Annotated in this window: 25 protein-coding genes and 1 pseudogene; 16 read left to right on the top strand and 10 right to left on the bottom strand. The window is 61.2% G+C overall.

The window, feature by feature from the left end; all coding sequences use genetic code 11:
• The first annotated feature begins 11 nt into the window (after nucleotides 1–11).
• Together F2S13_RS13045 and F2S13_RS13040 are read left to right on the top strand one after the other, a co-directional pair.
• The gene (locus F2S13_RS13045; RefSeq protein ID WP_166361351.1) at nucleotides 12–1,016 is read left to right on the top strand and encodes an aspartate carbamoyltransferase catalytic subunit; all 1,005 of its coding nucleotides are present in this window, start codon (nucleotides 12–14) and stop codon (nucleotides 1,014–1,016) included.
• Nucleotides 1,013–2,284, top strand: a complete 1,272-nt coding sequence (locus F2S13_RS13040; RefSeq protein ID WP_166361349.1) for a dihydroorotase — start codon at nucleotides 1,013–1,015, stop codon at nucleotides 2,282–2,284. The genes F2S13_RS13045 and F2S13_RS13040 overlap by 4 nt, the downstream gene beginning before the upstream one ends.
• A 140-nt stretch (nucleotides 2,285–2,424) precedes the next feature.
• On the opposite strand, the gene F2S13_RS13035 is transcribed toward F2S13_RS13040, so the two are convergent.
• Nucleotides 2,425–2,844, bottom strand: coding sequence for an NINE protein (locus tag F2S13_RS13035; RefSeq protein WP_166361347.1), 420 nt, complete (start codon nucleotides 2,842–2,844; stop codon nucleotides 2,425–2,427).
• A gap of 248 nt (nucleotides 2,845–3,092) precedes the next feature.
• On the opposite strand from F2S13_RS13035, the gene F2S13_RS13030 reads away from it, so the two are divergent.
• Nucleotides 3,093–3,713 carry a C40 family peptidase gene (locus tag F2S13_RS13030; protein ID WP_166361345.1) on the top strand — a complete coding sequence of 207 codons (621 nt, stop codon included), beginning with the start codon at nucleotides 3,093–3,095 and terminating at the stop codon, nucleotides 3,711–3,713.
• 44 nt (nucleotides 3,714–3,757) lie between these two features.
• Here F2S13_RS13030 and F2S13_RS13025 read toward each other — a convergent pair whose 3' ends face one another.
• The gene (locus F2S13_RS13025) at nucleotides 3,758–4,792 is read right to left on the bottom strand and encodes a type IV pilus twitching motility protein PilT (RefSeq protein WP_166361343.1); all 1,035 of its coding nucleotides are present in this window, start codon (nucleotides 4,790–4,792) and stop codon (nucleotides 3,758–3,760) included.
• A gap of 65 nt (nucleotides 4,793–4,857) precedes the next feature.
• Here F2S13_RS13025 and F2S13_RS13020 point away from each other — a divergent pair, with 65 nt between their 5' ends.
• The 9 genes from F2S13_RS13020 to F2S13_RS12980 all read left to right on the top strand — a co-directional run bounded on the left by F2S13_RS13020 (nucleotide 4,858) and on the right by F2S13_RS12980 (nucleotide 11,544).
• Complete coding sequence (locus F2S13_RS13020; RefSeq protein ID WP_166361341.1) at nucleotides 4,858–5,544, top strand: YggS family pyridoxal phosphate-dependent enzyme; 687 nt, start codon at nucleotides 4,858–4,860, stop codon at nucleotides 5,542–5,544.
• Nucleotides 5,545–5,581: 37 nt separating this feature from the next.
• A complete protein-coding gene (gene proC / locus F2S13_RS13015) occupies nucleotides 5,582–6,400 on the top strand; it encodes a pyrroline-5-carboxylate reductase (protein WP_166361339.1) in 819 nt (272 codons plus the stop codon).
• 10 nt (nucleotides 6,401–6,410) lie between these two features.
• Nucleotides 6,411–7,001, top strand: a complete 591-nt coding sequence (locus F2S13_RS13010; protein WP_166361337.1) for a YggT family protein — start codon at nucleotides 6,411–6,413, stop codon at nucleotides 6,999–7,001.
• Nucleotides 7,002–7,179: 178 nt separating this feature from the next.
• Nucleotides 7,180–8,319 (top strand): homoserine O-succinyltransferase MetX, encoded by a 1,140-nt coding sequence (gene metX / locus F2S13_RS13005; RefSeq protein ID WP_166361335.1) that lies wholly within the window; start codon nucleotides 7,180–7,182, stop codon nucleotides 8,317–8,319.
• 7 nt (nucleotides 8,320–8,326) lie between these two features.
• Nucleotides 8,327–8,947, top strand: coding sequence for a methionine biosynthesis protein MetW (gene metW, locus F2S13_RS13000; RefSeq protein ID WP_166361333.1), 621 nt, complete (start codon nucleotides 8,327–8,329; stop codon nucleotides 8,945–8,947).
• A gap of 25 nt (nucleotides 8,948–8,972) precedes the next feature.
• On the top strand, nucleotides 8,973–9,407 hold the full coding sequence (locus F2S13_RS12995; protein WP_166361331.1) for a DUF4426 domain-containing protein: 435 nt from the start codon (nucleotides 8,973–8,975) through the stop codon (nucleotides 9,405–9,407).
• On the top strand, nucleotides 9,404–10,000 hold the full coding sequence (gene rdgB, locus F2S13_RS12990; protein WP_166361329.1) for an RdgB/HAM1 family non-canonical purine NTP pyrophosphatase: 597 nt from the start codon (nucleotides 9,404–9,406) through the stop codon (nucleotides 9,998–10,000). Before F2S13_RS12995 ends, rdgB begins: the two co-directional genes overlap by 4 nt.
• Complete coding sequence (gene hemW / locus F2S13_RS12985; RefSeq protein ID WP_166361327.1) at nucleotides 9,997–11,211, top strand: radical SAM family heme chaperone HemW; 1,215 nt, start codon at nucleotides 9,997–9,999, stop codon at nucleotides 11,209–11,211. Before rdgB ends, hemW begins: the two co-directional genes overlap by 4 nt.
• 9 nt (nucleotides 11,212–11,220) lie before the next feature.
• Complete coding sequence (locus F2S13_RS12980) at nucleotides 11,221–11,544, top strand: DUF3392 domain-containing protein (protein ID WP_166361325.1); 324 nt, start codon at nucleotides 11,221–11,223, stop codon at nucleotides 11,542–11,544.
• Nucleotides 11,545–11,681: 137 nt separating this feature from the next.
• On the opposite strand, the gene trmB is transcribed toward F2S13_RS12980, so the two are convergent.
• The 4 genes from trmB to F2S13_RS12960 all read right to left on the bottom strand — a co-directional run bounded on the left by trmB (nucleotide 11,682) and on the right by F2S13_RS12960 (nucleotide 13,931).
• Nucleotides 11,682–12,404, bottom strand: a complete 723-nt coding sequence (gene trmB, locus F2S13_RS12975; protein WP_166361323.1) for a tRNA (guanosine(46)-N7)-methyltransferase TrmB — start codon at nucleotides 12,402–12,404, stop codon at nucleotides 11,682–11,684.
• Between the two features lie 9 nt (nucleotides 12,405–12,413).
• Nucleotides 12,414–13,208: a thiazole synthase gene (locus tag F2S13_RS12970; protein WP_065758185.1), complete on the bottom strand. Its 795-nt coding sequence runs from the start codon at nucleotides 13,206–13,208 to the stop codon at nucleotides 12,414–12,416.
• 50 nt (nucleotides 13,209–13,258) lie between these two features.
• Nucleotides 13,259–13,459, bottom strand: a complete 201-nt coding sequence (gene thiS / locus F2S13_RS12965; RefSeq protein WP_166361321.1) for a sulfur carrier protein ThiS — start codon at nucleotides 13,457–13,459, stop codon at nucleotides 13,259–13,261.
• A gap of 100 nt (nucleotides 13,460–13,559) precedes the next feature.
• Nucleotides 13,560–13,931 (bottom strand): DUF423 domain-containing protein, encoded by a 372-nt coding sequence (locus F2S13_RS12960; protein WP_166361319.1) that lies wholly within the window; start codon nucleotides 13,929–13,931, stop codon nucleotides 13,560–13,562.
• Between the two features lie 78 nt (nucleotides 13,932–14,009).
• Between F2S13_RS12960 and mtgA the strand changes: the two genes are divergently transcribed.
• Nucleotides 14,010–14,732: a monofunctional biosynthetic peptidoglycan transglycosylase gene (mtgA, locus tag F2S13_RS12955; RefSeq protein WP_178119010.1), complete on the top strand. Its 723-nt coding sequence runs from the start codon at nucleotides 14,010–14,012 to the stop codon at nucleotides 14,730–14,732.
• A gap of 184 nt (nucleotides 14,733–14,916) precedes the next feature.
• On the opposite strand, the gene rpoH is transcribed toward mtgA, so the two are convergent.
• From rpoH to ftsY, 4 genes are all read right to left on the bottom strand, one after another.
• Nucleotides 14,917–15,771, bottom strand: a complete 855-nt coding sequence (gene rpoH, locus F2S13_RS12950; RefSeq protein WP_166361315.1) for an RNA polymerase sigma factor RpoH — start codon at nucleotides 15,769–15,771, stop codon at nucleotides 14,917–14,919.
• A gap of 113 nt (nucleotides 15,772–15,884) precedes the next feature.
• Complete coding sequence (gene ftsX / locus F2S13_RS12945) at nucleotides 15,885–16,913, bottom strand: permease-like cell division protein FtsX (RefSeq protein WP_166361313.1); 1,029 nt, start codon at nucleotides 16,911–16,913, stop codon at nucleotides 15,885–15,887.
• A complete protein-coding gene (gene ftsE, locus F2S13_RS12940) occupies nucleotides 16,910–17,581 on the bottom strand; it encodes a cell division ATP-binding protein FtsE (protein WP_166361311.1) in 672 nt (223 codons plus the stop codon). Before ftsE ends, ftsX begins: the two co-directional genes overlap by 4 nt.
• Nucleotides 17,578–19,152: a signal recognition particle-docking protein FtsY gene (gene ftsY, locus F2S13_RS12935; protein WP_166361309.1), complete on the bottom strand. Its 1,575-nt coding sequence runs from the start codon at nucleotides 19,150–19,152 to the stop codon at nucleotides 17,578–17,580. Before ftsY ends, ftsE begins: the two co-directional genes overlap by 4 nt.
• Nucleotides 19,153–19,383: 231 nt before the next feature.
• Here ftsY and F2S13_RS12930 point away from each other — a divergent pair, with 231 nt between their 5' ends.
• The 3 genes and pseudogenes from F2S13_RS12930 to rsmD all read left to right on the top strand — a co-directional run bounded on the left by F2S13_RS12930 (nucleotide 19,384) and on the right by rsmD (nucleotide 22,824).
• On the top strand, nucleotides 19,384–20,739 hold the full coding sequence (locus F2S13_RS12930) for a M16 family metallopeptidase (RefSeq protein WP_166361307.1): 1,356 nt from the start codon (nucleotides 19,384–19,386) through the stop codon (nucleotides 20,737–20,739).
• A gap of 139 nt (nucleotides 20,740–20,878) precedes the next feature.
• A pseudogene (locus tag F2S13_RS12925) lies at nucleotides 20,879–22,231 on the top strand (M16 family metallopeptidase); the annotation flags it as partial.
• A complete protein-coding gene (gene rsmD, locus F2S13_RS12920; protein WP_166361303.1) occupies nucleotides 22,231–22,824 on the top strand; it encodes a 16S rRNA (guanine(966)-N(2))-methyltransferase RsmD in 594 nt (197 codons plus the stop codon). The pseudogene F2S13_RS12925 and the gene rsmD, both read left to right, overlap by 1 nt.
• The last annotated feature ends 59 nt before the right edge of the window (nucleotides 22,825–22,883 follow it).

The following is a 22,883-nucleotide window of genomic DNA, read 5'->3' as shown; positions in this document are numbered from 1 at the left end:
AGTCCATTGCGATGACGCCTATCGACGCCAAGCGCCCGCTGCAGCTCAATGATCAGGGCCAGCTGCGCCACTTCCTCTCGCTCGACGGCTTGCCCCGCGAGTTGCTCACCGAAATCCTCGACACCGCCGACTCCTTCCTTGAAGTCGGCGCCCGGGCGGTGAAAAAAGTCCCGTTACTGCGCGGCAAGACCGTCTGCAACGTGTTCTTCGAGAACTCCACCCGTACCCGTACCACCTTCGAACTGGCCGCCCAACGGCTGTCGGCCGACGTTATCACCTTGAACGTCTCGACTTCCTCGACCAGCAAGGGTGAAACCCTGTTCGACACCTTGCGCAACCTGGAAGCCATGGCCGCCGACATGTTCGTCGTGCGCCACGGTGATTCGGGAGCCGCTCACTTCATCGCCGAGCACGTGTGCCCGGAAGTGGCGATCATCAATGGTGGCGACGGCCGCCATGCGCACCCGACCCAGGGCATGCTCGACATGCTGACCATTCGCCGCCACAAGGGCAGCTTCGAGAATCTGTCGGTAGCGATCGTCGGCGATATCCTGCACTCGCGCGTCGCGCGCTCGAACATGCTGGCACTGAAAACCCTGGGTTGCCCGGACATCCGCGTGATCGCCCCGAAAACCCTGCTGCCGATCGGCATCGAGCAGTACGGAGTCAAGGTCTACACCGACCTGGAGCAGGGCCTGAAGGATGTCGACGTGGTCATCATGCTGCGCCTGCAGCGTGAACGCATGCAGGGTGGCCTGCTGCCAAGCGAGGGCGAGTTCTACCGCCTGTTCGGCCTGACCACCGCGCGCCTGGCCGGCGCCAAGCCGGATGCCATTGTCATGCATCCGGGGCCGATCAACCGGGGCGTGGAAATCGAGTCGGCAGTGGCCGACGGCGCCCACTCGGTCATCCTCAATCAAGTTACCTATGGCATTGCGGTCCGCATGGCCGTGCTGTCCATGGCCATGAGCGGCCAGACCGCGCAACGTCAGTTCGAGCAGGAGAACGCCCAGTGAGTCTCAGCATTCTCGGTGCCCGCGTCATCGATCCCGCCAGCGGCCTGGATCAAGTCAGCGACCTGCATGTCAGCGAAGGCAAAATCATTGCCATCGGTGCTGCCCCGGCCGGTTTCAGCCCCAGCCAGACCCTCGAAGCCCAGGGTCTGGTGGCCGCGCCTGGCCTGGTCGACCTGAGCGCCTCGCTGCGCGAACCCGGCTATAGCCGCAAAGGCTCGATCGCCAGTGAAACCCGTGCCGCTGCCGCCGGTGGCGTCACCAGCCTGTGCTGCCCGCCACGAACCAAACCGGTGCTCGACACTTCCGCCGTGGCCGAACTGATCCTTGACCGCGCCCGCGAGGCCGGCCATTGCAAAGTGTTCCCTATCGGCGCCTTGAGCAAGGGCCTGGAAGGCGAGCAACTGGCCGAGCTGGTAGCGCTGCGCGATGCCGGCTGCGTGGCTTTCGGCAATGGCCTGGATAGCTTCCACAACACCCGCACCCTGTGCCGGGCCCTGGAATATGCCGCCACTTTCGACCTGACCGTGATCTTTCACTCCCAAGACCGCGACCTGGCCCAGGGCGGCCTGGCCCACGAAGGCCCCACCGCCAGTTTCCTCGGCCTGCCGGGTATCCCCGAGACTGCCGAAACCGTGGCGCTGGCTCGTGACCTGCTGCTGGTCGAGCAGAGTGGCGTACGCGCGCATTTCAGCCAGTTGACCAGCGCCCGTGGCGTTCAATTGATCGAACAGGCCCAGGCTCGTGGCCTGCCGGTGACCGCCGATGTAGCCTTGTACCAGCTGATCCTGACCGACGAGGCCCTGACCGGCTTCTCCAGCCTCTATCACGTCCAGCCACCGCTGCGTACTCACGCAGACCGCGAAGGGCTACGCGCCGCGGTGAAATCCGGCGTGATCCAGGCCATCGCCAGCCATCACCAGCCCCACGAGCGTGATGCCAAGCTCGCCCCGTTCGGCGCCACGGAGCCCGGGATCAGCAGTGTCGAACTGTTCCTGCCTCTGGCCCTGACTTTGGTTGAGGATGGCCTGCTCGATCTGCCAACCTTGCTGGCTCGCCTGAGCACCGGCCCGGCTGCGGCCCTGCGCTTGCCGGCCGGGCAGTTGAAAGTCGGTGCTGCAGCGGATCTGGTGCTGTTCGACCCGGCCGTTTCGACTGTTGCCGGTGAGCGGTGGCTGTCCAAGGGTGAGAACTGCCCGTTCCTGGGGCATACGTTGCCGGGGGCGGTGCGGTATACCCTGGTGGATGGGCATATCAGTCATAGCAGCTGAAGGCCCTTCGGGCCTTAATCGCAGGCAAGTCGGATCGCCGCACCGCCGCTCCCACAGAGGATCGTATTGCACCGAATCCTGTGGGAGCTGGCTTGCCGGATCGCCGGACCGCAGCGATCGAGCGCAAAGCGCTCGCAATCCTACCGACGCTGGGCGTTCTTCAACGACACCTGGTCATTGAGCGTCCAGAAGTCATACAACACCCCCACCAGAAACAACCCACCCGTCAGCAGATAAATGATCCCGCTGATCCATTTGCCCTGGTACATCCGGTGTACACCGAAAATCCCCAGGAATGTCAGCAGAATCCAGGCCACGTTGTAGTCCGTTGAGCCGGCGTTAAAGCGCAGGTCCGCCTCGCGATCCATCGCCGGAATCAGGAACAGGTCGATCAGCCAGCCGATCCCCAGCAAGCCGAAGGTAAAAAACCAGAGCGTCCCGGTAACCGGTTTGCCGTAATAGAAGCGATGAGCACCGGTGAAACCGAAAATCCACAGCAAATACCCGATCACCTTGCTGTGCGTATCTTGCGAATTGACATCCTGTTGATAACCGTTCATTCCCAGCTCCTTCGGTTTATAGAGAAATTTTCTAAAGAAACATGTGACTTTTGTGTGTCGACCCGACGTGTGGTCTTCTGACCGAACGGTCCGCGCAAACGCTTGTCCTGCCTGACTTGCGCACAGTAATCGCCCCTGATTCAAGCACCTTGATCACTTTTCGCCCCCTGTTCGAGACGACAGACGGAACAAAAAACGACCACAAAGCTGTTATAAAGTTTCGCGCTAACCAACATGAGCCCTGCCGAATGCGTCCTTTTTTCAAGACATGGCTAACTATTTGCCTATTATTGCCACTGGCCGCCCACGCCACCAATCGTGAGCAACGCTTACCCGAAGGTTTCAACGGATACTCTGCAAAATCCAAGGTTACCTACACCCGCAAGGGCACCAGTACCACCGCCAGACACGTGTCGTACACTGCTGGCAAAAGTACCAATGCCCAGGTGTCGGCCAAACAGAGCAGCGATGTACTGAGCCGTGCCGTCAACGTGCTTGGCACCCCTTATCGTTGGGGCGGCAGCAGCCCGAGCAAAGGTTTCGACTGCAGCGGCCTGGTGAAATACGCCTTCAATGACATCGACGAAGTGGACCTTCCACGCACTTCCAACGCCATGGCCAGCGGCCACGGCCAGAAGGTCGACCAGAAGGACCTCAAGCCCGGCGACCTGATCTTCTTCAACATCAAGAGCCGTCGCGTCAATCATGTGGCCATCTACCTGGGCAATGATCGCTTCATCCACGCGCCACGCCGGGGCAAGTCGGTCACCATCGACACCCTGAACAAGCCGTACTGGCAAAACCACTATGTGGTCGCCAAACGCGTCCTGCCCAACGAGCAGAAAAACCTGACCTTGAGCCAGCGCTGATCGGCGCTCCTCCCTCCAGGCCACTTACAAAGAAAGGCCAGGTCTCAGAAATTATCTGGTGACCTGGCCTTTTCTTTTGCAGTTTCACGTGTGATCACGCCTTTTGCGAGCAATTCCTTGAGGCTCATGTCCAGCGTCTGCATGCCCAACGCTCCGCCGGTCTGGATCGACGAATACATCTGCGCCACCTTGTCTTCCCGAATCAAATTACGAATCGCCGGCGTGCCGAGCATTATTTCGTGAGCCGCCACCCGGCCGCCGCCGATCTTCTTGAGCAAGGTTTGCGAAATAACGGCCTGTAGCGACTCCGACAACATGGACCGCGCCATGGGCTTTTCCTCGGCCGGGAAAACATCCACGACCCGGTCGATGGTTTTCGCCGCCGAAGTGGTGTGCAGGGTGCCGAAGACCAGATGCCCGGTTTCTGCCGCGGTCAACGCCAGACGGATGGTTTCAAGGTCGCGCATTTCACCCACCATGATCACATCCGGGTCCTCGCGCAGCGCCGAACGCAGGGCATTGCCAAACCCCAGGGTGTCGCGGTGGACTTCGCGCTGGTTGATCAGACAATTGCGCGGCTCGTGCACAAACTCGATCGGGTCTTCGATGGTCAGGATATGCCGATGAGTATTGTTGTTGAGGTAGTCGATCATGGCCGCAAGGGTCGTCGACTTTCCCGACCCCGTGGGGCCGGTGACCAGCACCAATCCCCGGGGCGTTTCCGTAATTTTGCGAAACACCTCCCCCATGCCAAGCGCCTCCATGCTCAAGACCCTGGCCGCAATGGTCCGCAATACCGCCCCCGGACCACGGCTCTGCTTGAAGGCATTGACCCGGAAACGAGCCAGATCGGGAACCTCGAAGGCAAAATCGGCTTCCAGAAATGTTTCGAAATCCTTGCGCTGCTGCTCGCTCATGAGGCCATGGATCAACTCATGCGCCTGCCTGGCATCCAGGGCCGGCAGCTCGATAGGACGCATGTCACCGTCTACCCGGATCATCGGCGGCAAGCCTGCCGAAAGGTGCAGGTCGGAGGCGCCCTGCATGACGCTGAAGGTCAGCAGCTCGGTAATGTCCATGAGTCTCCCCAAATACAGACAAGCAGGTAGAATGCCGCAGACCCAAGACCCGCTGGCGCACATCAATGTCCACCATAGCAGACAACGTTTTGACGGTAAGTTCCCGCATAAATGCTGCGGCACGGGCCGCCGGACGCGATGAATCGAGCATTGGCCTGCTCGCCGTATCCAAGACCAAACCCGCCGAAGCCGTGCGTGAAGCCTTTGCCGCCGGCATCCGCGACTTCGGTGAAAACTATTTGCAGGAAGCTCTGGGCAAGCAGACCGAATTGACCGACCTGCCCTTGAGTTGGCACTTCATTGGCCCCATTCAGTCGAACAAGACGCGCGCAATCGCGGAAAACTTCGACTGGGTACACTCCGTGGATCGCCTGAAAATTGCTCAACGCCTGTCAGAGCAGCGCCCCGAAGGCCTGCCGCCGCTCAATATCTGCATTCAGGTCAATGTCAGCGGCGAAGCGAGCAAATCCGGTTGCAGCGCTGCCGACCTGCCTGCTCTGGCCACGGCAATCACGAACTTGCCGCGTCTCAAACTGCGAGGCTTGATGGCGATACCCGAGCCGACCGAAGACCGCACCGCACAAGACGCAGCCTTCGCGACCGTCAGAACCCTGCAAGACAGCCTCAATTTGCCGCTCGACACACTTTCGATGGGCATGAGCCACGACCTGGAATCAGCGATCGCACAAGGTGCGACCTGGGTCCGGATCGGCACAGCCCTGTTTGGTGCCCGCGACTATGGCCAACCCTAGCCGAGCACCGTCACCGCCTCTTTATCAAGGATCTTTCATGAGCAAGACTCGCATTGCCTTCATCGGTGCAGGAAACATGGCCGCCAGCCTGATCGGCGGCTTGCGCACCCAAGGGATGGAAGCGTCGCAGATCCGTGCCAGCGACCCTGGCGCCGAACAGCGCGCCAAGGTTCATGCCGAACATGACATCGAACTGTTCGCCGACAATGCCCAGGCCGTCGAAGGCGCCGACGTTGTGGTCCTGGCGGTCAAACCGCAAGCCATGAAAGCCGTTTGTGAAGCGCTGCGCCCCAGCCTCAAGCCGCAGCAACTGGTGGTTTCCATCGCCGCCGGGATTACCTGCGCAAGCATGAGCAATTGGCTCGGCGCACAACCGATCGTGCGTTGCATGCCCAATACCCCGGCATTGCTGCGCCAAGGCGTCAGCGGCCTGTACGCCACCGAACAGGTGTCGCCAGCCCAACGCCAACAGGCCGAGCAACTGCTGTCCGCCGTCGGCATCTCCCTGTGGCTTGATGAAGAGCAACAACTCGATGCAGTCACTGCTGTGTCCGGCAGCGGCCCTGCGTACTTCTTCCTGCTGATCGAGGCCATGACCGCCGCTGGCGTAAAACTCGGTCTGCCCCACGAAACCGCCGCCCGCCTGACCCTGCAAACCGCCCTGGGCGCCGCGCACATGGCGGTTTCCAGCGATGTCGATGCCGCCGAGCTGCGTCGTCGGGTGACCTCGCCGGCAGGCACCACGGAAGCGGCCATCAAGTCGTTCCAGGCCGATGGTTTCGAGGCATTGGTGGAAAAAGCGCTCAGCGCTGCCGCACACCGGTCGGCCGAGATGGCAGAGCAACTGGGCAAATAAGGAGCCGAAAATGATTGGACTCAGCACCGCAGCAATCTATGTACTGCAAACCCTCGGCAGCCTGTTCCTGCTGATTGTGCTTCTGCGTTTCGTCCTGCAACTGGTACGCGCGGACTTCTACAACCCGCTCAGCCAGTTCGCCGTGCGTGCCACCCAGCCTCTGCTCAAGCCACTGCGCCGGATCATTCCGAGCCTGTTCGGCCTGGACATGTCTTCGTTGCTGCTGGCCATCCTCGTCCAGATGCTGGTAATGGGCCTGACCCTGCTGCTGGCCTATGGCACCACCGGCAACCCGCTGCAACTGCTGGTCTGGTCGATCATCGGGGTCACCGCGCTGTTCCTGAAGATTTTCTTCTTCGCCCTGATCATCAGCGTCATCCTCTCCTGGGTCGCGCCTGGCAGCCACAACCCCGGTGCCGAGCTGGTCAACCAGATCTGCGAACCGGCCCTGGTGCCGTTCCGGCGCATCCTGCCGAACCTGGGTGGCCTGGATATCTCGCCGATCCTCGCGTTCATGGTGCTCAAGTTGCTGGACATGTTGGTCATCAACAATCTGGCGGCCATGACTGGCATGCCTGAAATCCTGCGGATGCTGGTTTAACTGACGCCAAACAACCTGTAGGAGCTGCCGTTAGGCTGCGATCGAGCGCGAAGCGGTCGCAGCATTTCAACGGCCCTTATCGCAGCCTTACGGCAGCTCCTACAGGGGCTGCACCATTGCTTGCTGCTTGGGGCAGCCCTCTTTAGACTTACGCCTCATTTAAGCGAGAGCAGGGTCGATGTCCACTGTCTTTCCCCCCGATTCGGTTGGTCTGGTCACACCGCAACTGGCACATTTCAGCGAGCCCCTGGCGTTGGCCTGCGGCCGTTCGATTGCGGCCTACGATCTGGTTTTCGAAACCTATGGCACGCTCAACAGCAGCGCCAGCAACGCCGTGCTTATCTGTCACGCCCTGTCCGGCCATCATCACGCTGCGGGTTATCACAGCGTCGATGACCGCAAGCCCGGCTGGTGGGACAGCTGCATCGGCCCCGGCAAACCGATCGATACCAACAAATTCTTCGTAGTCAGCCTGAACAACCTCGGCGGCTGCAATGGCTCGACTGGCCCCAGCAGCATCAACCCGGCCACGGGCAAAGCCTTCGGCGCCGAGTTCCCGGTACTGACGGTCGAAGACTGGGTGCACAGCCAGGCCCGCCTGGCCGATCACCTGGGCATCGGCCAATGGGCTGCTGTGGTCGGCGGCAGCCTGGGCGGCATGCAGGCCCTGCAATGGACGATCAGCTACCCCGACCGGGTCCGCCATTGCCTGGCCATCGCTTCGGCGCCCAAACTCTCGGCACAGAACATCGCGTTCAACGAAGTCGCCCGTCAGGCAATTCTTTCCGACCCGGAATTCCACGGCGGTTATTTCCAGGAACAAGGCGTGATCCCCAAGCGCGGCCTGATGCTGGCGCGGATGGTCGGTCACATCACCTACCTGTCGGACGACTCCATGGGCGAAAAATTCGGCCGCGGGCTCAAGAGCGAGAAGCTCAACTACGACTTCCATAGCGTCGAGTTTCAGGTCGAAAGCTACCTGCGCTACCAGGGTGAGGAGTTCTCCGGTCGTTTCGACGCCAACACCTACCTGCTGATGACCAAGGCTCTGGACTACTTCGACCCGGCCGCCAACTGCGGCGATGACCTGGCCAAGACCCTGGCCCACGTCACAGCCGACTTTTGCGTGATGTCGTTCACCACCGACTGGCGCTTCTCCCCGGCCCGATCCCGGGAACTGGTCGACGCCCTGATGGCTGCGAAAAAGAATGTCTGCTACCTGGAGATCGATGCACCGCAAGGCCACGACGCCTTCCTGATTCCGATCCCGCGTTACTTGCAGGCCTTCAGCAGCTACATGAACCGTATTGCACTCTGAGGACTCCATGAGAGCCGACCTGGAAATCATCCAAGACTGGATCCCTGCCGGCAGCCGAGTGCTCGACCTCGGCTGCGGTAACGGCGAATTACTGGCCTGGCTGCGCGACCACAAGCAGGTCAGCGGCTATGGCCTGGAAATCGATGCAGACAATATTGCTGAATGTGTCGCCAAGGGCGTCAACGTCATCGAGCAGGACCTGGACAAGGGCCTGGGCAACTTTGCCAGCAACAGCTTCGATATCGTGGTCATGACCCAGGCGCTGCAGGCCGTCGACTATCCGGACCGGATCCTCGATGAAATGCTGCGCGTTGGCCGTCAGTGCATCATTACCTTCCCCAACTTCGGCCACTGGCGCTGCCGCTGGTACCTTGCGAGCAAAGGCCGGATGCCCGTCTCGGAGTTCCTGCCGTACACTTGGTACAACACGCCGAACATTCACTTCTGCACCTTCGAGGACTTCGAGGAGTTATGCCGTGAACGCCGCGCCCAGGTCCTCAACCGGCTGGCCGTCGATCACGAGCACCGGCACGGGTGGGCAAGCAAGCTATGGCCTAATCTTCTAGGGGAGATCGGTATTTACCGCGTCAGCAGTCCTGGCCTGCAAGATCACCAGATCGCTGTGTAACCCTGTCAATTCGAGGAGAACGATCATGCGTCGCATAGCTCTGCTTCTGTTCAGCCTGTGCCTGGCGATACCGGCCATGGCCGCCGACCCGGCCAAGCTCGAACGCAAGGAAGTCTTCGGTGATGTAACAGTGCATTACAATGCGTTCAACTCCAGCTTCCTGCAGCCAGACGCTGCCGCAGCCGCCGGCCTGGTGCGCAGCAAGAACCAGGGCGTATTGAATGTCGCCGTACTCAAGGCCAGCAAACCCTTGCCCGCGGATGTCAGCGGCACAGTGAAGGATCTGACCGGGCGCGCCAAACCCCTGACTTTCAAGCAAGTCACCGAGCAGGGTGCCGTGTATTACATTGCCCAGTTCCCAGTCGATCAGCAGGAAACCTTTACCTTCGATCTGAAGGTACAGGCAGGCGGTGCAACCAACAGTTTCAGTTTCAACCAGGAAGTCTTTCCAGGCGAATGATGAATTTCAAGCAAATCGTGTTGGCCAGCCATAACGCCGGCAAACTCAAAGAATTCCAGGCCATGCTCGGCGAGTCCGTGCACCTGCGCTCCATCGGTGAATTCAGCAGCGTGGAGCCGGAGGAAACCGGCCTGTCGTTCGTTGAAAACGCCATCCTCAAGGCACGCAACGCGGCGAGGATTTCCGGCCTGCCGGCGCTCGCCGACGACTCAGGCCTGGCGGTGGATTTCCTGGGCGGCGCACCTGGCATCTATTCGGCACGGTATGCCGAGGGCCAGGGCGATGCGGCCAACAACGCCAAACTGCTGGACGTACTCAAGGACGTGCCAGAGGATCAGCGCGGTGCACAGTTCGTCTGCGTGCTGGCGCTGGTCCGGCATGCCGATGACCCGCTGCCGATCCTCTGTGAAGGCCTGTGGCACGGTCGCATCCTCACTGGGGCCCGCGGTGAGCATGGCTTTGGCTACGACCCACTGTTCTGGGTACCGGAGCGCGACTGCTCCAGCGCTGAACTGGGCCCGGCCGAGAAAAACCAACTGAGCCACCGCGCCCGCGCCGTGGCCTTGCTGCGGCAACGCCTGGGCCTGGCATGACCAGTCATGCGCCCGCACAGCCGCTGCACCTGGGCGAGGCTGGCTTTTCATCCGAAGCACCTCGGGCGGGCCTGACGCGGCTTCCGCCCCTGTCGCTGTATATCCATATCCCCTGGTGCGTGCGCAAATGCCCGTACTGCGACTTCAACTCCCATGCCGCCAGCCCCGTGCTGCCGGAGCAGGAGTACGTCGATGCACTGCTGGCCGACCTCGACCTGGACCTGCCGGCAGTCTATGGCCGCGAGCTGAGCACGATCTTCTTCGGCGGCGGCACGCCCAGCCTGTTCAGTGCGCAAGCCCTCGGCCGCCTGCTGGCAGGCGTACAGCAGCGAATCCCCTTCGCCCCTGACATCGAGATCACCCTGGAAGCCAACCCGGGAACCTTCGAGCAGGAAAAATTCAAGGTCTACCGGCAATTGGGCATCAATCGCCTGTCGATTGGCATCCAGAGCTTCCAGGAAGCCAAGCTGACAGCCCTGGGCCGCATCCATACGGGCAACGAAGCGGTCCGCGCCGCCGACATGGCGCGCCAGGCCGGCTTCGACAACTTCAACCTGGACCTGATGCACGGCTTGCCCGACCAATCCCTGGACGACGCCCTGGGCGACTTGCGCCAGGCCATTGCCCTGGCGCCGACGCACCTGTCCTGGTACCAGCTGACGCTGGAACCCAACACGGTGTTCTGGAATCAGCCTCCCCTGCTGCCCGAAGACGACATTCTCTGGGACATCCAGGAAGCCGGCCAGGCCCTGTTGGCCAGCCACGGCTACGCCCAGTACGAAGTATCGGCCTACGCCCAGCCGGGCCGCGCAGCGCGCCATAACCTGAATTACTGGAGCTTCGGCGACTTCATCGGCATCGGCGCCGGTGCCCACGGCAAATTGAGCCACCCGGACGGCCGCATCGTGCGCACCTGGAAGACCCGCCTGCCGAAGGACTACCTGAACCCGGCCAAGGCTTTCAAGGCAGGCGAGAAACCGCTCACTACCGAAGAACTACCCTTCGAGTTTCTGATGAATGCCTTGCGCCTGACCGACGGCGTGGAAGCTACCCTGTTCAGCGAGCGCACCGGCTTGAGCCTGGGGATGCTGGACAAGGCCCGCCGCGAGGCCGAACAAAAAGGGCTTTTACAGGTCGAACCCTCGCGCCTGGTCCCTACCGCCCGCGGCCAATTGTTCCTCAATGACCTGCTGCAGTATTTCTTGATCTAAGGACTCTGAATGGATTTGGTACTCGATCTGCTCGCAACCGTCTCGCGCTGGAGCCGCAGCAACCTCTCGGAAATCGCCCTGGCGCTTGTAGGGTGTGCGCTAGTGCTGTTTGGCGCCGATATCAAAGGTTGGCTCGAAGGTCGCCTGGGCGGCCTTGCAGGCGCCTTGCGCGTACCGTTCATGGCACTGGTATGCATGGTGGGGAGCGGTGCGGCGCTGATCTATGCCACGCCGTGGGTAGTGAAGGGGTTGAGTCAGTTCAACAACTACAGCCTGGCGCCGGTGTTGTTGGTGGTGCTGGTGTTGATTGGGGTTGTGGCGGATCGGCGGTAGCTTGAAGGGCCTTCGGCCCTTATCGCTGGCAAGCCAGCTCCCACAGAGATTGAGATTGAACCGTCAATCGGTGAGACCCGGCCATTCCCTGTGGGAGCGGGCTTGCCAGCGATCGACCGCAAAGCGGTCGCAAAATCTCAAGCCAACTTTTCGAACTTCAAATCCCAAACCCCATGCCCAAGCCGTTCGCCACGGCGTTCGAACTTGGTGATCGGGCGCTCGGCCGGGCGCGGCACGCAGCGGCCATCTTCAGCCAGATTGCGGTAACCGGGCGCAACATTCATCACTTCCAGCATATGCTCGGCATACTGTTCCCAGTCGGTTGCCATATGCAGGATACCGCCAACCTTCAGCTTGCTGCGTACCAGTTCGGCAAACGCCGGCTGGACGATGCGGCGCTTGTGATGACGGCTCTTGTGCCATGGGTCCGGGAAGAACAGCAACAGGCGATCCAGGCTGTTGTCGGCCACACACTTGTTGAGCACTTCGATCGCATCGCAATCGTAGACCCGCAAGTTCTTCAGCCCCTGGGTGAGCACGCCGTTGAGCAGTGCCCCCACGCCTGGACGGTGCACTTCGACGCCGATGAAGTCCTGCTCCGGCGCGGCAGCGGCCATCTCCAGCAGCGAGTGCCCCATGCCGAAGCCGATTTCCAGGGTACGTGGCGCTTTACGGCCGAAGACCTGGTCGAAATCGACCGTGCTTTCGCTCAAGGGCAGCACAAACAGCGGCGCGCCCTGGTCCAGGCCGCGCTGCTGGCCTTCAGTCATGCGACCGGCACGCATCACGAAACTCTTGATGCGGCGGTGCTGGCGTTCTTCGCCGTCAGCGGAAATCGGCGTTTCTTGCGATTCAGTCATCAGGGGCTCTTACTTGATCAGACCATCCAGCGGCGACGATGCGCTGGCATAGAGTTTTTTCGGCATGCGCCCGGCCAGGTACGCCAGACGGCCGGCGACGATGGCGTGCTTCATGGCTTCGGCCATCATGATCGGTTGCTGTGCATGGGCGATGGCCGAGTTCATCAGCACCGCTTCACAGCCCAGTTCCATGGCAATGGTGGCGTCGGACGCGGTACCGACACCAGCATCGACCAACACGGGTACCTTGGCTTCTTCAAGGATGATCTGCAGGTTGTAGGGGTTGCAGATACCCAGGCCAGTACCGATCAGGCCAGCCAGTGGCATGACTGCGATGCAACCGGCTTCGGCCAGTTGGCGAGCGATGATAGGGTCATCGCTGGTGTAGACCATTACGTCGAAACCGTCCTTGACCAGCACTTCGGCGGCCTTGAGAGTTTCGATCACGTTCGGGAACAGGGTCTTCTGGTCAGCCAGGACTTCCAGCTTGACCAGGTTGTGGCCATCGAGCAGTTCACGGGCCAGGCGGCAGGTGCGCACGGCTTCGACGGCATCGTAGCAACCGGCGGTGTTGGGCAGGATGGTGTAACGGTCCGGCGGCAGCACATCGAGCAGGTTCGGCTCGCCCGGGTTCTGCCCGATGTTGGTGCGGCGCACGGCAACGGTGACGATCTCGGCACCCGAGGCTTCGATGGCCAGGCGGGTTTCTTCCATGTCACGGTACTTGCCGGTGCCTACCAGCAAGCGCGACTGGAAGGTACGGCCGGCCAGCGTGAAGGGCTTGTCGCTACGAACGTTGCTCATCGGAAATCCTCTTCAGGGTTGAAGTGCTTGCAGGTAGAACGCGGTTACCGTCAACCGCCGCCAATGGCGTGTACGACTTCAACCTGGTCGCCTTCGCTCAGCGCGGTGGCAGCGTGCTGGCTACGCGGCACGATATCCAGGTTCAGTTCGACCGCGACCCGGCGACCGGTCAGGTCAAGCCGGGCCAATAATGCCGCGACGGTCTCGCCATCGGGCAGCTCAAAGGAGTCACCGTTCAATTGAATGCGCATGCAGGCAGCAGCCATCATTTTTAGGGGCCAGCATTCTAGCCCGATCAGTCGGTATGACCAAGGCAAAGCGGCGCCATTCGTCTCAACCTGGACTCATGAGTCAAGTCAGTCGCCAGGCGGCCAGCCCCAGGCACAGCCAGCCGGCCAGAAACGCCAGGCCACCGAAGGGGGTGATGATGCCCAGCTTGCTGACGCCGGTCAGGGTCAACAGGTACAGGCTACCGGAGAACAGCACGATCCCCACGCAGAACAGACCGCCGGCCCAGGTGACCAGGCGCCCGGGCAGTTGCGTGGCCAACACCGCAACCGCCAGCAATGCCAGGGTATGCACCAGTTGGTAATTGACACCGGTATGGAAGATCGCCAGATACTCGCTGCTTAACCGATTCTTCAACCCATGGGCGGCAAATGCGCCGAGCCCTACCCCGGTAAAGCCGAAGAAAGCAGCCAGCATTAGAAAACCACGAAGCATGGGCGAACTCCAGTCAGAAGCGTTTGGTTGCAAAGGGTCTGTATAATGGCGCGCTCAACCGGTTCGGCCAAGCCATCTATGCTGCGTTCATACTTCCGCCACTTCACGAAAGCCCTGCTGTGGTTCGCAGCGGGCAGCGTATTGCTGGTGCTGATCTTTCGCTGGGTCCCGCCACCGGGCACCGCCCTGATGGTCGAACGCAAGATCGAGTCCTGGTTCGATGGCGAGCCGATCGACCTGCAACGCAGCTGGCGCCCTTGGGAAGAAATCTCCGACGAGCTCAAGGTTGCCGTGATCGCCGGCGAAGACCAGAAGTTTGCCGAACATTGGGGCTTCGACATTGGCGCGATTCAGGCCGCATTTGCCCATAACGAACGGGGCGGCACCTTGCGCGGTGCCAGCACCCTCAGCCAGCAGGTCTCGAAGAACCTGTTCCTCTGGTCCGGCCGCAGCTGGCTGCGCAAAGGTCTGGAGGCCTGGTTCACCGCCTTGATCGAAGTGCTCTGGCCTAAACAACGCATTCTTGAGGTCTACCTCAACAGCGCCGAATGGGACAAAGGCGTGTTCGGCGCCGAAGCCGCGGCACAACATCACTTCGACGTAACCGCAGCGCGCCTGTCGCGCCAGCAGGCAAGTCTGCTGGCGGCAGTGCTGCCCAATCCCCGGCAATGGGATGCCAGCCATCCGAGCCCCTATGTTGCCCGGCGGGCGGGGTGGATTCGCCAGCAGATGCGGCAGTTGGGGGGTAGTAGTTATCTGGTGCAGATGGATTCGGTGCGGAAGTCGCCTTGGGCGCAGTGAAGACCTTGAGGGCCCTATCGCTGGCAAGCCAACTCCCACAGGGTCGGCGTTGTATATTCCCTGTGGGAGCTGCGGTGCGACGACTCGACTTGCCAGCGATTAGGCCCGACCAGACAACAAATAATCCACCTGAAACAAAAAAGCCCCGATCAAATCGGGGCTTTTTGCTATCTGCGCATCAATCTCAGGCCGCAATCGAAACCTTGAGCTTGTTCATCGCGTTCTTCTCCAACTGGCGAATACGCTCTGCCGACACATTGTACTTCTGCGCCAGGTCATGCAGCGTGGCCTTCTCTTCTGCCAGCCAGCGCTGGTAGAGGATGTCACGGCTACGCTCGTCCAGCACTTCCAGCGCCTCATGCAGGTTGCTGTTGGAGTTGTCGCTCCAGTCCGCATCCTCCAATTGACGCGCCGGGTCGTAACGGTGGTCTTCCAGGTAGTTGGCCGGCGACTGGAAGGCGCTGTCGTCATCGGCTTCGGCCGCTGGGTCGAAAGCCATGTCCTGGCCGGTCAGACGGCTTTCCATCTCGCGGACTTCACGCGGCTCCACGCCCAGGCTTTCGGCCACGCGGTGGACTTCTTCGTTGTTCAGCCAGGCCAGACGCTTCTTCTGGCTGCGCAGGTTGAAGAACAGCTTGCGCTGGGCCTTGGTTGTGGCGACCTTGACGATGCGCCAGTTGCGCAGAATGAATTCGTGGATTTCTGCCTTGATCCAGTGCACGGCGAACGACACCAGGCGCACGCCCATTTCAGGGTTGAAGCGCTTCACGGCCTTCATCAGGCCGACGTTACCTTCCTGGATCAGGTCGGCCTGGGCCAGGCCATAGCCGGAATAGCTGCGTGCGATATGCACGACAAAACGCAGGTGGGCGAGCACCATCTGCCGAGCCGCCCCAAGATCCTGCTCATAGTAGAGACTCTCGGCCAGTTCACGCTCCTGCTCCGGCGTCAGCAATGGAATGCTGTTCACCGTGTGCACATAAGCCTCCAGGTTCGCACCCGGGACCAGAGCATACGCAGGTTGCAAAGAAGTGGTCATACGAAAAAACCTCCGACTCACTAGACTCGTGCATTTTCAGCACTGCGACATTGACCGGAAACCGGAAAACAAGTTCCCTAAAAAATGAAAAGGTCAATACAAGCAAAAAGACATTATCGCGGTGCCAACTCGCTCAAATGACGGGCGACCGCAATCCAAGCACCGATATACCCTAACAGGACCGCTCCAAGCAAGAGCGACAGACCATCGGCCATCGGCACCCCTGCCAAAGAGAAGTCACTGCCATACAAACCGGCAAGCCCGACAACCGCGCCATTCAGCCAGTTCAGCCCGTAGGCCAGAACGCCCCACGAAAATACGCCGGCGCCCATGCCATAAAGCGCGCCCATGTAGAGAAAAGGCCTACGCACATAGCTATCAGTCCCGCCTACCAGCTTGATGACTTCGATCTCCGTACGACGGTTCTCGATGTGCAGGCGAATTGTGTTACCAATTACGAGCAACAAAGCCAGGACCAGCAAGACGGTAAGGCCGAAGACAAAACGATCACCCAGTTTCAGGATTGCCGCCAGACGCTCGACCCATACCAGGTCGAGCTGGGCCTGTTCGACCTTGGGCAACTCGGCCAACTGCTGACGCAAGGCATCCAGCCCCGCCTTGTCGACTTCCTTGGGCGTGACTACCACGACACCGGGCAGCGGGTTTTCCGGCAGCTCGCGCAGGGCCTCGCCCAGTCCGGATTGCTTCTGGAACTCATCGAGCGCCTGCTCGCGGCTGACGTATTCGGCCTCCGCCACACCCGGCAGCGCCTTGACCTGATCGCGTAGGGCCTCGCCATCACGGCTGCTGGTGTCCAGTTGCAGGTACAGCGAAATCTGTGCGGCGCGCTGCCAGGAACCACCCAGGCGCTCGACGTTACCGAGCAGCAAGGACAAGCCCATCGGCAGGCTTAATGCGATCGCCATCACCAGGCAGGTAAAGAAACTGCCGATCGGCTGCTTGCCCAGGCGCCGCAGACTGTCGAGCAGACTCGAGCGATGGCTTTCCAGCCAGGCATGGAACAGGGTGCCGAAGTCCGGACCGTCGTCTTCCTCGCGAATCTTCTTTTTCTTTTCCGGCTGAGGATCGGCCGCATTAGGGGCTACGCGATCAGAAACCTTTGGACTACGTGTTGCACTCATTGTGCGGCCTCCCCGTCGCCGATCAAGCGGCCGCGCTGCAGGGTCAGCATGCGATGGCGCATGCGCGCGATCAGCGCCAGGTCGTGACTGGCGATCAGAACGCTGGTACCCAGGCGGTTGATATCTTCGAAAACACCCATGATTTCCGCAGCCAGGCGCGGGTCGAGGTTACCGGTCGGTTCATCGGCCAACAGCAATGCCGGCCGGTGCACGATGGCCCGGGCAATGCCAACGCGTTGTTGCTGACCGGTCGACAGGTCCCCCGGGTACAGGTCGGCCTTGTCCGACAGGGCAACCCGCTCGAGCGCCGAATCCACGCGCTTGGCGATCTCGGGCTTGGACAGACCGAGAATCTGCAGCGGCAAGGCCACGTTGTTGAACACCGTGCGGTCGAACAGCAACTGGTGATTCTGGAACACAACGCCGATCTGGCGGCGCAGGAACGGAATCTGCGCATTGCTGATCTGCCCCAGGTCCTGGCCAGCCAGCAGCAGCTTGCCGGTGGTCGGACGTTCCATCGCCAGCAGCAGGCGCAGCAAGGTACTTTTGCCGGCACCGGAGTGGCCGGTCACGAACAGAAACTCCCCCCGACGCACTCGAAAGCTCAGCTCATGCAAGCCGACGTGTCCGTTCGGATAGCGTTTACCGACCTGTTCGAATCGAATCATGGGCGCTCCCGCTCGGCAAATAGCGCTTTAACGAAGTTTTCAGCTTCAAAGGTGCGCAGGTCATCGATACCTTCACCCACACCAATGTAGCGGATCGGCAGATTGAACTGCTTGGCCAGGGCGAAAATTACCCCGCCCTTGGCCGTGCCGTCGAGTTTGGTCAGGGCCAGGCCTGTCAATTCGACGGTCTGGTTGAACTGTTTGGCCTGGTTGATGGCGTTCTGCCCGGTTCCGGCATCCAGCACCAACAGCACTTCATGCGGCGCATCGGCATCGAGCTTGCCGATCACCCGGCGTACTTTTTTCAGCTCTTCCATCAAATTGTCTTTGGTGTGCAACCGACCAGCGGTATCGGCGATCAACACATCGATGCCACGGGCCTTGGCCGCCTGCACGGCATCAAAGATGACCGAAGCCGAGTCGGCACCGGTGTGCTGGGCGATCACTGGAATCTGGTTACGCTCGCCCCAGACCTGCAACTGCTCGACCGCCGCCGCACGGAAGGTGTCGCCGGCCGCGAGCATGACTTTCTTGCCTTCGAGCTGCAGTTTCTTGGCCAGTTTGCCGATGGTGGTGGTTTTCCCGGCACCGTTGACGCCAACCACCAGAATCACGAAGGGTTTGTTCTGCGAGTGAATCTTCAGCGGCCGCTCGACCGGCTTGAGCATGTCAGCCAGCTCGCCTTGCAGGGACTTGTACAACGCATCGGCGTCGGCCAGCTGCTTGCGGGCAACTTTCTGGGTCAGGCTCTGAACGATGACTGAAGTCGCGTCGACGCCCACGTCGGCGGTCAGCAGGCGCGTTTCGATTTCATCGAGCAGGTCGTCATCGATAACCTTCTTGCCCAGGAACAGGCTGGCCATGCCTTCGCCAATACTGGCGCTGGTTTTCGACAGCCCCTGCTTGAGGCGGGCGAAGAAACCGACCTTGGCCTCTTCGCTTTGCACGGGGGCAACTACCTCGACGGGCGCAGGGGCCGGTGCAGCAGGTACGGCGGCCTGTGCAGGTGCAGGTGCAGGTGCAGGTGCAGGTGCAGGTGCAGCAGTTTCCGCGACAGGCGCAGGGGTTGGCGCAACGAACACAGGCGCAGGCGCAGGTGCCGCAGCTTCCACGACGGGCGCAGGGGTTGGTGCAACGAACACAGGCGCAGGTGCAGGTACAACCGGTGCCGGGGCAGGCTGAGTAACGACTGGCGTCGGCTGCGGCTGCGGCTGCGGCGCTACCCAAACTACCGGCTCCGGAACGATTTCGGGGCGCACAGGGATCGGCGGCGGTTGATGGGGCTCAAGATCCGCAACCAGCGCGACCGGTTCTTCGGGTACCGGCAATATCAAACCGACAGGCGGCACCACTGGTGCCGCTGCAACCTCAGGCGTAGTCTCGGCCGGGGCAGGAATGAGCGCTTCTGGCGCAGCCGTTTCCACCGGGGTGGTCGGCGCAAGTTCTGCGGGCGCAGGTGTCTGTGGCTGTTCGGCAACGGGTTGTTGCGGCTTTTTGCGCAACCATCCGAACAGGCTTTTCTTTTCTCCAGCCGGGGCCGGGGTCTTTTTGTCGTCGTTGGAACCAAACATGGAAGACGGCTATCTCAAGGTAGCGACGCGCCAATGCGGCGCCTCAGAAAATTCTAATAACGCAGAACAGACTATTTTTTGTCCGGCTCGTTCATACGTAACATTTGGTAGAGATACCCAATGGGCTCTCCTCAACCAGGCATGGTCGCCAGTTCACCGGATCAGTATCCTAGCACCTCCTCGCCCGCAGACGCTAAGACCACGCGGGCAGTCCTACAGGTTAAAAAACGAATGAATGCTCTAGCCCGCCGCGCCGCTGGCCTGTTGCTCAGCACAGTTTGTCTGCCGTTCGCAGCCTTTGCCGCCGATTCGCAACCCACCCATGAGTTCATCCTCGACAATGGCCTGAAAGTGGTCGTGCGTGAAGATCACCGCGCGCCGGTGGTGGTTTCACAGGTCTGGTACAAGGTTGGTTCCAGTTACGAGACGCCTGGCCAGACCGGTTTGTCCCACGCTCTGGAACACATGATGTTCAAGGGCAGTGAAAAAATCGGCCCAGGCGAAGCTTCGCGGATACTTCGCGATCTTGGCGCCGAAGAAAACGCCTTCACCAGCGACGACTACACCGCTTATTACCAGGTGCTGGCCCGGGACCGCCTGGGCGTCGCCCTGGAGCTGGAGGCCGACCGCATGGCCAGCCTGCGCCTGCCGGCCGACGAGTTCACCCGTGAAATCGAGGTCATCAAGGAAGAGCGTCGCCTGCGCACGGACGACAACCCCAGCTCCAAGGCGTTCGAGCTGTTCAAGGCCATGGCGTACCCGGCCAGCGGCTATCACACCCCGACCATCGGCTGGATGGCCGACCTCGAGCGGATGAAAGTCGAAGAGCTGCGCCACTGGTATCAATCCTGGTACGTGCCCAACAATGCCACCCTGGTGGTGGTCGGCGATGTCACCCCGGATGAAGTCAAAGCACTGGCCCAGCGCTATTTCGGCGACATCCCCAAGCGCCCGACACCCGCGGCGAAGTTGCCGCTGGAACTGGCAGAGCCCGGCCTGCGCCAATTGACCCTGCATGTGCGCACGCAGCTGCCGAGCGTGATCTTCGGCTTCAACGTGCCAGGTCTTGCCACTGCCAAGGATCCGCGCCAGGTGCATGCCCTGCGCCTGATCGAGGCCCTGCTCGATGGCGGCTACAGCGCCCGTCTGTCGACACAGCTGGAACGCGACCAGGAACTGGTGTCCGGCGCTTCGGCCAGCTACAACCCGTTCACCCGTGGCGATAGCCAGTTCACGCTCTCGGCAACGCCCAATACCCAGAAGAACAAGACCCTGGACGAAGTCGAGAAGGGCTTCTGGCAATTGCTCGACGATCTGAAAAAAACGCCACCTTCGGCCGAAGAGCTGGAGCGGGTTCGCGCCCAGGTCATCGCCGGGCTGGTTTACGATCGCGACTCGATCAGCAGCCAGGCGACCACCATCGGCCAACTGGAAACCGTCGGCTTGTCGTGGAAACTCATCGACAGCGAACTCGACGAGCTGAAAAGCGTGACCCCAGCCGACATCCAGAAGGCGGCCAGCACCTATTTCACCCGCGAACGCCTCAGCGTTGCCCATGTTTTGCCCGAGGAAACAGCTCATGAGTGAGCGTAATACGCCCCGCTATGCCCTGATTGGCCTGGGTATTCTGTTGCTGGTGGTACTGCTCGGCGTATTCATCGCCCGTCCGGTACAGTCCGGCGACGCAGCCAAGGCAGACGCCAGTACCGCAGCAAGGCCGGCCAACACCTTGCAGTCCCTGGCTGAACTGGACACCAAGCCGCCGACCCGTCGACACCTGGACATCCAGACCTGGAACACCGCCGAAGGCGCCAAGGTATTGTTCGTCGAAGCGCGCGAGCTGCCAATGTTCGACCTGCGCCTGACCTTTGCCGCCGGCAGCAGCCAGGATCAGGACGTGCCAGGAGTGGCCACGCTGACCAACGCCATGCTCAACGAAGGCGTGGCCGGCAAGGATGTCAGCGCGATCGCCGAGGGTTTCGAAGGCCTGGGCGCAGACTTCGGCAACGGCGCCTACCGCGACATGGCCGTGGCCTCCCTGCGCAGCCTGAGTGCAGCAGACAAGCGCGAGCCTGCCCTGGCGCTGTTCGCCGAGGTGGTCGGCAAACCGACTTTCCCGACCGACTCGCTGGCCCGCATCAAGAACCAGTTGCTGGCCGGTTTTGAATACCAGAAGCAAAACCCGGGCAAACTGGCCGGTCTTGAGCTGTTCAAACAGCTGTACGGTACACATCCGTACGCACATTCCAGTGATGGCAACGCGCAGAGCATCCCGGGCATTACCGTCGATCAGATGCGCGCCTTCCACAACAAGGCCTACGCCGCCGGCAACGTCGTAATTGCCTTGGTCGGCGACCTGTCCCGCAGCGAGGCCGAAAGCATCGCCGCGCAGGTTTCCGCCGCGCTGCCCAAGGGCCCGGCCCTGGCCAAGGTCGCAGAACCGAGCGACCCCAAGCCCGGAGTGACGCATATCGAGTTCCCGTCCAAGCAGACCCACCTGATGCTCGCGCAACTGGGCATCGACCGTGACGACCCGGACTACGCAGCACTGTCGCTGGGTAACCAGATCCTTGGCGGCGGCAGCTTCGGTACGCGCCTGATGAGTGAAGTACGGGAAAAGCGCGGCCTGACCTACGGCATCTATTCTGGCTTCAGCCCCATGCAGGCGCGCGGCCCATTCATGATCAACCTGCAGACCCGCGCCGAACTGAGCGAAGGCACCCTGCAACTGGTCCAGGACCTGTTGCGCGATTACCTCAAGAGCGGCCCTACCCAGCAGGAACTGGACGACGCCAAGCGCGAGCTGGCCGGCAGTTTCCCGCTGTCCAATGCCAGCAATGCGAGCATCGTCGGCCAATTGGGGGCAATCGGCTTCTATAATCTGCCGTTGAGCTATCTGGAAGACTTTATGGAACAGTCCCAGAGTCTGACCAAAGAGCAAATCAAGAGCGCCATGAACAAGCACCTGGCTGCCGATAAACTGGTGATCGTCACGACCGGGCCAACCGTCCCGCAAAAGCCGTTGCCGCCACCGACAGACAAACCTGCCGAGCAGCCACTCGGCGTCCCGGAGCATTAATGGCCAGTCCATCTGCAAAACCGAACAAGGCCCACGGCGGCCAGGGCCAACTGCGCATCATCGGCGGCGAATGGCGTAGCCGTCGCCTGAGTTTCCCGGATGGCCCCGGATTGCGTCCCACCCCGGACAGGGTCCGCGAGACGCTGTTCAACTGGTTGGCGCCCTACGTCGCCGGGGCCAAGGTGCTCGATGCCTTTGCCGGCAGCGGCGCCTTGTACCTGGAGGCGCTGTCTCGCGGCGCGACCACGGCCGTGGCGCTCGACAGCAACCCGGTTGCCATCGCCAGCCTGAAGCAGAATCTGGAAACACTTCGCTGTGCCAATGGCCAGGTCTTGCAGAGCGATGCCCTGCGCTACCTGCAGAACCCTGCTACCACAGCCTTCGACATGGTGTTCCTCGACCCGCCCTTCCATCAGAACCTGTTGGTGGAAACCTGCGCGCTGCTCGAAGAGCGCCAGTGGCTGGCCGAAGGGGCCTGGATCTACACCGAGAGCGAAACGCCGCCATCGAGTCTGCAACTGCCATCCAACTGGCGCCTGCATCGAGAGAAGAAAGCTGGCCAGGTGTATTACGCCCTTTGGCAGCGCGGCTGAATCCGGACCCTCAGCTCATCAGGACTACCGCCCGTCGAAGTGACAAGTGTCAGCTCACG

Source organism: Pseudomonas akapageensis (assembly GCF_011355085.1).
GTDB lineage: Bacteria > Pseudomonadota > Gammaproteobacteria > Pseudomonadales > Pseudomonadaceae > Aquipseudomonas > Aquipseudomonas akapageensis.
Note: the sequence above shows the minus strand (reverse complement) of the source record. Positions and strands in the feature narration are given on the sequence as shown.

What these genes read in the sequence shown, in the direction of transcription:
- F2S13_RS12995 (WP_166361331.1), top strand. Translation starts at nt 8,973, where the DNA reads ATGCGTCGCATAGCTCTGCTTCTGTTCAGCCTGTGCCTGGCGATACCG.
- F2S13_RS13030 (WP_166361345.1), top strand. Translation starts at nt 3,093, where the DNA reads ATGCGTCCTTTTTTCAAGACATGGCTAACTATTTGCCTATTATTGCCA.
- mtgA (WP_178119010.1), top strand. Translation starts at nt 14,010, where the DNA reads ATGCTGCGTTCATACTTCCGCCACTTCACGAAAGCCCTGCTGTGGTTC.
- F2S13_RS13045 (WP_166361351.1), top strand. Translation starts at nt 12, where the DNA reads ATGACGCCTATCGACGCCAAGCGCCCGCTGCAGCTCAATGATCAGGGC.
- ftsX (WP_166361313.1), bottom strand. Translation starts at nt 16,913, where the DNA reads ATGAGTGCAACACGTAGTCCAAAGGTTTCTGATCGCGTAGCCCCTAAT.
- F2S13_RS12970 (WP_065758185.1), bottom strand. Translation starts at nt 13,208, where the DNA reads ATGAGCAACGTTCGTAGCGACAAGCCCTTCACGCTGGCCGGCCGTACC.
- hemW (WP_166361327.1), top strand. Translation starts at nt 9,997, where the DNA reads ATGACCAGTCATGCGCCCGCACAGCCGCTGCACCTGGGCGAGGCTGGC.
- F2S13_RS13020 (WP_166361341.1), top strand. Translation starts at nt 4,858, where the DNA reads ATGTCCACCATAGCAGACAACGTTTTGACGGTAAGTTCCCGCATAAAT.
- metW (WP_166361333.1), top strand. Translation starts at nt 8,327, where the DNA reads ATGAGAGCCGACCTGGAAATCATCCAAGACTGGATCCCTGCCGGCAGC.
- F2S13_RS12980 (WP_166361325.1), top strand. Translation starts at nt 11,221, where the DNA reads ATGGATTTGGTACTCGATCTGCTCGCAACCGTCTCGCGCTGGAGCCGC.
- F2S13_RS13010 (WP_166361337.1), top strand. Translation starts at nt 6,411, where the DNA reads ATGATTGGACTCAGCACCGCAGCAATCTATGTACTGCAAACCCTCGGC.
- rdgB (WP_166361329.1), top strand. Translation starts at nt 9,404, where the DNA reads ATGATGAATTTCAAGCAAATCGTGTTGGCCAGCCATAACGCCGGCAAA.
- rsmD (WP_166361303.1), top strand. Translation starts at nt 22,231, where the DNA reads ATGGCCAGTCCATCTGCAAAACCGAACAAGGCCCACGGCGGCCAGGGC.
- proC (WP_166361339.1), top strand. Translation starts at nt 5,582, where the DNA reads ATGAGCAAGACTCGCATTGCCTTCATCGGTGCAGGAAACATGGCCGCC.
- ftsE (WP_166361311.1), bottom strand. Translation starts at nt 17,581, where the DNA reads ATGATTCGATTCGAACAGGTCGGTAAACGCTATCCGAACGGACACGTC.
- thiS (WP_166361321.1), bottom strand. Translation starts at nt 13,459, where the DNA reads ATGCGCATTCAATTGAACGGTGACTCCTTTGAGCTGCCCGATGGCGAG.
- ftsY (WP_166361309.1), bottom strand. Translation starts at nt 19,152, where the DNA reads ATGTTTGGTTCCAACGACGACAAAAAGACCCCGGCCCCGGCTGGAGAA.
- rpoH (WP_166361315.1), bottom strand. Translation starts at nt 15,771, where the DNA reads ATGACCACTTCTTTGCAACCTGCGTATGCTCTGGTCCCGGGTGCGAAC.
- trmB (WP_166361323.1), bottom strand. Translation starts at nt 12,404, where the DNA reads ATGACTGAATCGCAAGAAACGCCGATTTCCGCTGACGGCGAAGAACGC.
- metX (WP_166361335.1), top strand. Translation starts at nt 7,180, where the DNA reads ATGTCCACTGTCTTTCCCCCCGATTCGGTTGGTCTGGTCACACCGCAA.
- F2S13_RS13025 (WP_166361343.1), bottom strand. Translation starts at nt 4,792, where the DNA reads ATGGACATTACCGAGCTGCTGACCTTCAGCGTCATGCAGGGCGCCTCC.
- F2S13_RS12960 (WP_166361319.1), bottom strand. Translation starts at nt 13,931, where the DNA reads ATGCTTCGTGGTTTTCTAATGCTGGCTGCTTTCTTCGGCTTTACCGGG.
- F2S13_RS12930 (WP_166361307.1), top strand. Translation starts at nt 19,384, where the DNA reads ATGAATGCTCTAGCCCGCCGCGCCGCTGGCCTGTTGCTCAGCACAGTT.
- F2S13_RS13035 (WP_166361347.1), bottom strand. Translation starts at nt 2,844, where the DNA reads ATGAACGGTTATCAACAGGATGTCAATTCGCAAGATACGCACAGCAAG.